An 8,720-nucleotide genomic window follows, 5' to 3' on the forward strand; every position below is an offset into this window, starting at 1 on the left:
TCTGGCTGATTGAAATACACGCTCGTTTAGGGCATAAAACCGAAAAGCGAACAAACAGAAGCAGAACAGTAACGTGGGGCGACGAAGCGCCACAGGAGAGAGTCCGTGCATTATCAACCGCAACGCGAATTGCTACAAAATCGCATCATTCTGGTCACCGGCGCCAGCGACGGTATCGGTCGTGAAGCCGCTCTGACCTACGCCCGCTACGGTGCGAGCGTGGTTCTATTGGGTCGCAATGAAGATAAACTGCGGGCCGTTGCCCAGCAGATCCAACAGGAAGGCGGCATTGCACCACAGTGGTTTACTCTTGATTTGCTCACCTGCACGCCAGAAATCTGTCAGCAGTTGGCGCAGAAAATCAGTATTCACACTCCGCACCTGGACGGCGTGCTGCATAACGCGGGTCTGTTGGGTGACGTCGTACCGATGGACCAGCAAAAGCCGGATGTCTGGCAGGATGTGATGCAGGTAAATGTCAACGGCACATTTTTCCTCACCCAGGCGCTTCTTCCTTTATTACTCAAATCGGATTCCGGTTCGCTGGTCTTCACCTCGTCCAGCGTCGGGCAACAAGGCCGGGCCAACTGGGGCGCGTATGCGGTCTCCAAATTCGCCACCGAAGGCATGATGCAGGTACTGGCTGAAGAGTATCAGAGCCAGCTGCGCGTCAACTGCATAAACCCAGGCGGCACCCGAACCGGGATGCGGGCTAGCGCGTTTCCAACGGAAGATCCGCAGAAGCTTAAAACCCCTGCCGACATCATGCCGTTGTATTTATGGCTGATGGGCGATGACAGCCGTCGCAAAACGGGAACGACTTTCGACGCCCAGCCGGGCCGCAAACCAGGGATTTCACAATGAGTGACGACCGTCATCGCGAACGACAACAACGTCTGAAAGAGAAAGTTGATGCTCGCGTCGCTGACGCCCAGGAAGAGCGCGGTATCCTGTTGGTGCTGACCGGTAACGGCAAAGGCAAAACCACGGCAGCGTTTGGCACGGCGACGCGCGCGGTGGGTCATGGTAAGAAAGTCGGCGTGATTCAGTTCATCAAGGGTGAATGGCCTAACGGCGAGCGAAATTTGCTGGAGCCCCATGGCGTAGAGTTTCAGGTGATGGCGACCGGTTTTACCTGGAACACGCAAGATAAAGCGGGCGATACTGCCGCCTGTTTAGCGGTGTGGGAACATGCGAAGCGTATGATGACCGATACCAGCCTGGATATGGTTATTCTCGACGAGTTGACCTACATGGTGGCTTACGATTATCTGCCGCTGGAAGAGGTGTTAACGGCGCTCCGCCACCGTCCGCATCACCAGACGGTCATCATCACGGGCCGCGGCTGTCATCGGGATATTCTGGAGATAGCGGATACGGTAAGCGAACTGCGCCCGGTGAAGCATGCCTTCGATGCAGGCATTAAAGCGCAGCTCGGTATCGACTATTAAAAAAGGCCCCAGGGGCCTTTTATCTTATGAACCGCTGCCGCTGTTACGGCTGCTGGAGCGACGACCGTTTCCGCCGGTCTTCGCGGGCTTACCGCCCACCTGCGTGTGACGTTTCACCGCTCGGCGGATCTGGTTGGCCTTCACGCGGCGACGATCTTTCTCGACCGCCACTTTGGATTCAGTTTCCGGCTTCAGCTCTACCAGCTCACGCAGGTAGTTGGTCTGCGCCAGATCCAGCTCGGTGTAACCCCCGCGCGGCAGGCCTTTTGGCAATGGAATATCACCGTAACGTACGCGAATCAGACGGCTAACCTGCACGCCTACGGCTTCCCACAGGCGACGTACTTCGCGGTTACGCCCTTCGGTCAGGGTCACGTTGTACCACTGGTTGATCCCTTCGCCACCGGTAAATTTGATGGTTTTGAATGCTGCCGGGCCGTCTTCAAGCTGCACGCCACGTGACAGCTGACGCACTTTATTCTCGTCAACTTCACCGAACACGCGCACGGCGTATTCACGCTCAACTTCGCGGCTCGGGTGCATCAGGCGGTTCGCCAGTTCACCGTCGGTGGTGAACAGCATCAGGCCACAGGTGTTCACGTCCAGACGCCCTACGGCAATCCAGCGTGCGCCACGCAGTTTTGGCAGGCGGTCAAACACCGTCGGACGCCCTTCCGGGTCGCTACGGGTGCACAGCTCGCCTTCCGGCTTGTAGTACGCCAGCACGCGGCAAATCTGTTCCACGGATTCTTTAACGGAAATCAGGTGTCCGTCGATACGAATTTTAAGACCGGGAATAACTTCAACGCGATCGCCCAGCGTGGCAACTTTGCCATCAACGCTGACACGACCGGCCTGAATCATGGTTTCGATTTCACGGCGGGAGCCGTGGCCGGCGCGGGCCAGCACTTTCTGTAATTTCTCGCTCATCGAGCATCCTTTAGGTGTCGCCTTCCCAGGCGTCGACTTGATACTAACAAATCTATATAAATCAATGCGTTAGCATATTTTGATGAAAGCCATTATACGCGATGTTCACCACGTTGTAACCTACTTTGTTGTACACCATGTGCATCATCTTAAATGTAGGTATTGATTACATTTTGAGCAAATGAAAAAGGGGCTTACGCCCCTTTGATATATCACCCGCCTGTGCTGCTCTGACCGCTGCTGACAGCCAACGTTAGCGACTGTGTGAAGCTCGCTTGGCTTGCTTTGGCCTGGAAATCCACATAATCCGCTAATCGTGACGTGTCAGATTGGATCGTCAATGGCACTTCCGGTGCTACAGTGAGGTTAAACGTAGGATTCAGCGTGTAAGCTGGCGCACCACCACCAAGAGACATAGCACTATCACGCAGAGAGTCACCAGACAGGCTGTATTGATTAGCAGCGGTTCCTGCTTGCTGATTACCCAGGCCCAGCCATTCGGCTATCGTTGGCCCCACGGTGCGGGTATTGAAGCCCGTCTTATCCTGCACCCAATCGGCTGCACTGTTCGCTGAGCCGTTAACCGCCTTATCATAGATAGCATCTGGCGCGGTCTTATTAGGATCAGAGTACAGAGAAGGGAATGTTTCTTTCATCCAGCCGTTAAACTTGCTGAGGTCATCAGAGATTTCCTTCGTGAAACCTGTCACTTGCGCTAACAGGTTTCCAAGCCCCGATCCTAATGCTTTTGCTGTCTCGTTCAGAGTGGCGGTGTTCTCCGCTAAATCCTTACCAGCGTTACCAAACCCTTCGAGGAAGCCGGAAGTAAGATTCTGGTTAAAGCCATTGTTGACAGCTTGCAACGTGGTAGACAGGTCGCCGTATGCATACGTTTGGCGGATCTGCTCATCATTCAGTGTCTGACCGGAGGACACGAGAGTTCTTAGCGTCTTGTCGAATTCAGCGCCGCCGTTTTTCAGGATTGGCACCAAGTAGGACATATCGTTACCCAGATCCTCGAACAGGTGGCCTATGGAAGCATCACTCATGCCTCTACGCTGCCCTTCGTTCTGGACTGCCTGAACGAAATTGAGAGGATCGTCCTGATATTGTGCGATCTGGTTTTTATTCCAGCCGAACTGATTCAGGATGTTATCTATAGCACCATTACCACCCTTCCATTTACCAGACTTCTGATCGAACTGGCTATTGGTTACAGACTCGCCCAGGCGCTCGCGCACATCTTTGAAATTGTCGGTTATGGTGTCGTAGTTTGAATCAATACCACGCTGACGGTTTGCCTGTACCAGCGCTTTAACGGCGTTTGGATTTACCTTCACGCTGTCGCTCTTTCTCACCAAGTCGAGATTATCTGTAGCTGTCTCACGGACACGAGCCAATACTCCTGCCCCAGCAGCTAAAGCCGCTGTACCAGCAATAAAGCCTGCGCCACCGCCGATCACGTTCAGCCCCTTTTCTTTGATACCAGCCGCCGCGCCTTTGTAATCCGTGCGTTTGGCGTGTTTCAATGCAGCCGCTTGTTGTTGGGTACTGGCGGTAACTTTAGCTTGTAACGCTGCCTCTCTCCGCATCAGGGCGATTCTCTCGCGTAGCTCATAGTTCATCTTCTGGCTGCTGATCTGACCGTTACGGAAAAGCTCGGTTTGTTCGTGAGCGAATTTAGCAAACTGGTGTTGTGTGGCGGCATCAACGCCGTATTTTCCGGCTATGCCTTTCATCTGTAGAATGGCTGAGCGCCGTTTCAAGGAAGCCGTTTCCTCCCTTTTCGCAATTTTCGCCGCTTCCCTGGCTTGTGCCTTACCCGCCTTTTCTGCCTGACGTTGCTGCTTTAAGTCACTGGTAGATTTAGGCGAAGCCGCTTTAGCATCTGCCACTTTTTCCCTCGCTGATTGTCGGCGTTGCTTCTGAGCCTGGAACCGAATTTTCGGATTCTCCAGCTTCTTAAAATGGCGTTGCAGGTCATCGGCTGCTTTTTTAGCCTCCGCAATACTCTTACGATCAACGGTGAAAGTTACAGTGTTGATGATTTTGGACGTGTTAATCTCAAGCATCACCACCGCCTTTCTGATCCAAGAAGTGATGAATTGCCGCTTCGACGGTTTCACCACGGAAAATACGTGCTCTTACGCCCGTATAAGAAATCTCTAATAGCTCGCAAAGCTGGCTCACCTTGAGCAACCCTTCTGCATCATCGGCTTTCAGTCGGACGTGCAATCCACGACTTGATTTTAAAATCATCTCCATTTAGTTTTTCCTCTTGTTTTATGGAAATAAAAAAGGGATGCCACCAGAGCCACAATTGCGCTGTGGATTAGTTTGCATCCCTCATTAAAACGCCTGATTATTTCCAGCGGCCCAGGCTGCCGCTTTGCTCATTATTCTGAGGCTTTGATGTGAACCGAGAAGCCCAACCCGTTATTCACAGGCAGAGAACTGTTCTCTGAAATCACGTTCACCACGTCGCCACGTTCGCTTTCATAGCTCCAGCTATAGGTTTCTGCTGGGGTAGCGTCCAGAAGTTCAAAGTTGCTCGACGGAGCGCCGTAGATGTTCTGGTAAACGTTCGAGGCAGCCGCAAATTGCGGGATAGCGATAGCATCAGCATCACCCATCTGTGCGATCAGCAGCGGATCTGTCACTTTCACTACATCGCAATTCGTGCCTGGAATGCTGAAAGTGCTCACGCCTGGCAGAAGGTCACGACGCTGATAAACAACGTTGCTTTCATCCAGTGGAGACACGTAGCGGAAAGCCGCTTCCATTGCAGGACTGAAACGCAGGTCGCTATAGAATCCACCTTTAGCGAAAACGATGATTCGTTCCACTTGTGCCGCCATACCTTGAGCCGCTTCGGTAATCTGGCTCACCATGTCATCAATTGCACGTAGGGTGCTGCTGTCTGTAGCAGTGAGATCAAGCGTGGTGTTCATTGGCGCTACGCCGAAAAGGTCGCCAAAGTCGATCAGCACATCATCAGTTTTCGGAGTGTTCACCGTACCGGAGAACAGAGAACGTGCAAGATAGCTCTCACGAGTACGCATAAACGCTACGCTGTGCTTATGGGTGTAATCAGTGAATAAATCGGTGAGGGTTTCTTGGGTGTCCGTGCCAGGCTTGCGCTTGCCCTGGATATCTGCCGGAGTGATCTGGTCTTCACGCAGGAAATACGGAAGCTCGATCAGGTATTCCTTCCCGTTCTGCCGTGCTGTCACGTTATGCTCACTTGAGAAACGCGCGGTAGGCTGATTGAACAGAGATCTGTTGTCTTCAACAAGACGGCTCACCGCCACTTTATGAGAAGAAACGCCCACACCATCGAACAGCCCCAGTGAGGCAAGCAGATAGTTACGTGTTGGGTTCAGATTGAAGAGTGGAGAAAGATCCACGTAGTTTTGACCTAAAATAGCCATGTTATTATTTTCCTTCCTTGATTAACTGGTGAAGAATTCGCGCATCTGGAAGCCTTGAGCAGCCAGAGCAGCTACAGCGGCATCGTGTGCGCCATCAGCAGCGGTGAGGTTGTCCGATTTGATGCAGACAAGAGAGCCACGCGCCGGAGAGCGTAGGACGTTGACGGCTTTATTAGAGCCAGCAGTGACAAATTCACTCACTACCACAAAGGCATCAGCGCCGGAGGCGTAGAGAGCGCCCGTGCTATCAAGCACATCGCCGCATTCAACATCAGCAGGAAGAGAGGCAAAAATCTTGCTTTCCACAGAGGCGAAAGTGTCTGTGGCATAACTGACAATATCAGTTGGTGATAGGCGCTGTGGGAACAGCGTATCAATATCAATAATCATTGTTTGGTTGATTCCTTTTTTACTTTACGTGCAATCAAATCCTGAATAGTTGTTTCTTGTTTTGGTGATTCGTCAGGAAAATATGTATCCATCGCTTTGATCACTTCATCAACCGAACAACCAGCATACTGAGCCACCATCTCAATCATTTGAGGATTGACGGTGAGAACATCATTTTTATATTTGAGTACACGCGATTTGTTATTAAGTAGAAACATCTATTTTTGTTTCCTTCGCGTTGTGTCTGCATACAGCATTTATGTTGTACACAGGGTAAGAAAAGGGCTACCGAAGTAGCCCTGGAGGAATACCTTGTTAGAGAGGCATTGTTTAACGTCATTTTCATTTTGGAGGATTATGATGTTAAAGAATGACTTCTAAAATAATGATGGGCGCAACTGTTACGAATAACAGAGGTAGGATCGCCCGTCATTGCTCCCACTTCAAAACAGAAGCCCTTCTGTCATGGCAAGAAGTGGGAAAGTGGAATCTCGTTATCATCGCTGGAAACAATAATAAGAGAATGCCAGCCTGAACGTAAATAATGCTGACAGCATTTATTCAGTCTGACCGCTTATAATCCCTAACGGAGGTTATAAGGTTTAGAGCACGGAATATGCTCTCTGAAAGAGAATGTGCGCGGTGATTGTTCGTTACCACCCGACACAAGCGGGAACGACCGCGCCACCCTTTGGAACTAAACACAACAAAGGAAAACAACCAGCTTTCAGAGAGGACATTCAAAGGGAGAGAGCGCCGCCTATGGGAAACGGCATTCTCTAAGGTGTATTGACATACGAGGCGAAGTGATTCGAATACTTAACCCTTATCTTAAGTATAACATAAAAGTGACAACAATGCAAGCACTTTATGAGTATTTATTCATTATATTTGAATATTTATCCGGATTGGTTTTGTAACAGGTCGCTCAGTTCGTCCTTACACGCTGCCAGGGACAGCGCCATCTGTGTAACTTCCTCTGCCAGCTCCTGATCCTCACGTAGGCTCTCTGTACCCTCCACAGAGAGAATGATCCCTTCCAGGGCTGCCGCTGACAGATGAAGCATTTTAACAGCGTCAGAGAGCTTCTCAGGCTTGCTCTCAGGGCTTGCTTTGTAAACGGCGTTAACTGCGGCAAGCAGCGGGATGTGATAATCATCGTGAAATTCGCCCAAGGCATCATCAATCTCATTTTTAGTCATTTGTCATTCGTCCCTTATTCATTTTGATAGTGGTTGCCACTGCCAGGAACGGCGCGGCTAATGTGAGAATCTTGTCTTCCAATTCGTCGAGGGCTGCTAATTTTTCTTCATCGGTCAGATAGGCATCATTGGTGATGGTGTCGATCTCAGTGAAATACCATTCACAGCATTTAAAGTTCTGGGCGAAGCGTTTGGTTTGGGTTGTCTGTACGTGCATCAGTCGTGAATTTCCTTTTCGTCATGGAAAATAAAATCAAAATCGGCGGTGTGACCGCTCAGGCCATTAGTTTGTGAATATCCAACATAATCGGCGTAATGCTGGAAACCCAACACCTGCCAATGCTGGAGATTGGATGAATCAACCCGGTATTCACGGCGGCGGCGTGGTTTATAGAAGACGTTATCCGTTGACGACAGAACGTCCTGCAATAGTTCAAACTCTGATCCGGTTGGCACTGCTGCGGGATATTCTCGAACGGTGGTTATTAGCTCGCCTGGGATTGATTCCCGTGCATAATTTTTTAGCGTGGTGGTGAATTTATGTTTTGTTGCTCTTGCTGCTTGTTCTATCCTGACAATATTACTACGTTCCCGTTTTCTCATTGCACCTCGTTAATTGTTCGAGGTGATGAAAGAAACGTTGTGATTAACGTCGAAATCGTAATAACCGCCCCTGCGAGTGATGGCGATCACCTTCGCGTCTTTTAGGAGCGAAAGCCAATAACGGATTCCGCTTTCAGAATATCCCAGGGCGCTTGAAAGTTGTTTCACGCTGGAACGGAATAATCCATTCTCACGGTGGAGGCTGGCAAGGTGGTTATAAATGCGCATCGCTACATCATTGCAGCCAAGATGAAAGTTAGTGCTTTCGTTTATTAAATACAGTTTCATAATTCCTCTTAGTTAAAATGGTATTGGGTCGAAAAGATTATAGAGTTCAGGATGGGTATTCTTGAAGTAATCCTCGATCCCTTCTGGTAGCCGTATCTTTCGATTATTTCGACAAACCCTTTCGGTAAACTGGGTGAAACTTTCCGTTTCCGCTTGGTGGTCAATGTTCCGAATTAATATCTCACAAGCCGCGTTCATTCTATTCATTGGCGCTGTTGGCTTTGGTTTCACGTCATCTTTACAGTTAAACCAATTGGGCACATCATCATCAATGACCGCCTGATCGCGTTCCGTTGTTGGGTAATCCCCCCATTTTTAACGGAGGTGATAAATAGAATCAGGTCATGCGTTGAATATGCTGCATCGGCGTGAAGCCATTTAATGCCATATTTGGTCGTTCGTGATTATAAAACCATTGCCACTGC

12 protein-coding genes are annotated in these 8,720 nt (G+C 50.1%); 2 read left to right on the forward strand and 10 right to left on the reverse strand.

Going from position 1 to position 8,720, the window contains the following annotated elements; genetic code table 11:
• The first annotated feature begins 105 nt into the window (after window positions 1-105).
• Window positions 106-864, forward strand: coding sequence for a YciK family oxidoreductase (locus MUU47_RS05835; RefSeq protein WP_258987239.1), 759 nt, complete (start codon window positions 106-108; stop codon window positions 862-864).
• The gene (cobO, locus tag MUU47_RS05840; RefSeq protein ID WP_258987241.1) at window positions 861-1,451 is read left to right on the forward strand and encodes a cob(I)yrinic acid a,c-diamide adenosyltransferase; all 591 of its coding nucleotides are present in this window, start codon (window positions 861-863) and stop codon (window positions 1,449-1,451) included. The genes MUU47_RS05835 and cobO overlap by 4 nt, the downstream gene beginning before the upstream one ends.
• 24 nt (window positions 1,452-1,475) lie before the next feature.
• On the opposite strand, the gene rluB is transcribed toward cobO, so the two are convergent.
• The 10 genes from rluB to MUU47_RS05890 form a co-directional block, all read right to left on the reverse strand.
• Window positions 1,476-2,381 carry a 23S rRNA pseudouridine(2605) synthase RluB gene (gene rluB, locus MUU47_RS05845; protein ID WP_258987242.1) on the reverse strand — a complete coding sequence of 302 codons (906 nt, stop codon included), beginning with the start codon at window positions 2,379-2,381 and terminating at the stop codon, window positions 1,476-1,478.
• 212 nt (window positions 2,382-2,593) lie between these two features.
• A complete protein-coding gene (locus tag MUU47_RS05850; protein WP_258987243.1) occupies window positions 2,594-4,453 on the reverse strand; it encodes a hypothetical protein in 1,860 nt (619 codons plus the stop codon).
• Window positions 4,446-4,646 carry a hypothetical protein gene (locus tag MUU47_RS05855; protein ID WP_218336834.1) on the reverse strand — a complete coding sequence of 67 codons (201 nt, stop codon included), beginning with the start codon at window positions 4,644-4,646 and terminating at the stop codon, window positions 4,446-4,448. The genes MUU47_RS05850 and MUU47_RS05855 overlap by 8 nt, the downstream gene beginning before the upstream one ends.
• A 131-nt stretch (window positions 4,647-4,777) precedes the next feature.
• Window positions 4,778-5,812: a major capsid protein gene (locus MUU47_RS05860; RefSeq protein WP_258987244.1), complete on the reverse strand. Its 1,035-nt coding sequence runs from the start codon at window positions 5,810-5,812 to the stop codon at window positions 4,778-4,780.
• A 21-nt stretch (window positions 5,813-5,833) separates the two neighbouring features.
• On the reverse strand, window positions 5,834-6,202 hold the full coding sequence (locus MUU47_RS05865; RefSeq protein WP_258987245.1) for a hypothetical protein: 369 nt from the start codon (window positions 6,200-6,202) through the stop codon (window positions 5,834-5,836).
• Window positions 6,199-6,420 carry a hypothetical protein gene (locus tag MUU47_RS05870; protein WP_047956068.1) on the reverse strand — a complete coding sequence of 74 codons (222 nt, stop codon included), beginning with the start codon at window positions 6,418-6,420 and terminating at the stop codon, window positions 6,199-6,201. The genes MUU47_RS05865 and MUU47_RS05870 overlap by 4 nt, the downstream gene beginning before the upstream one ends.
• Before the next feature lie 681 nt (window positions 6,421-7,101).
• Window positions 7,102-7,404, reverse strand: a complete 303-nt coding sequence (locus MUU47_RS05875) for a hypothetical protein (RefSeq protein ID WP_258981078.1) — start codon at window positions 7,402-7,404, stop codon at window positions 7,102-7,104.
• Window positions 7,397-7,621: a hypothetical protein gene (locus MUU47_RS05880; RefSeq protein WP_258981076.1), complete on the reverse strand. Its 225-nt coding sequence runs from the start codon at window positions 7,619-7,621 to the stop codon at window positions 7,397-7,399. The genes MUU47_RS05875 and MUU47_RS05880 overlap by 8 nt, the downstream gene beginning before the upstream one ends.
• Complete coding sequence (locus MUU47_RS05885) at window positions 7,621-8,007, reverse strand: hypothetical protein (RefSeq protein ID WP_258981074.1); 387 nt, start codon at window positions 8,005-8,007, stop codon at window positions 7,621-7,623. The genes MUU47_RS05880 and MUU47_RS05885 overlap by 1 nt, the downstream gene beginning before the upstream one ends.
• 9 nt (window positions 8,008-8,016) lie before the next feature.
• Window positions 8,017-8,295 (reverse strand): hypothetical protein, encoded by a 279-nt coding sequence (locus MUU47_RS05890; RefSeq protein WP_258987246.1) that lies wholly within the window; start codon window positions 8,293-8,295, stop codon window positions 8,017-8,019.
• Between the last annotated feature and the right edge of the window lie 425 nt (window positions 8,296-8,720).

It is taken from the genome of Scandinavium hiltneri, from assembly GCF_024764835.1.
GTDB classification, from domain to species: domain Bacteria; phylum Pseudomonadota; class Gammaproteobacteria; order Enterobacterales; family Enterobacteriaceae; genus Scandinavium; species Scandinavium hiltneri.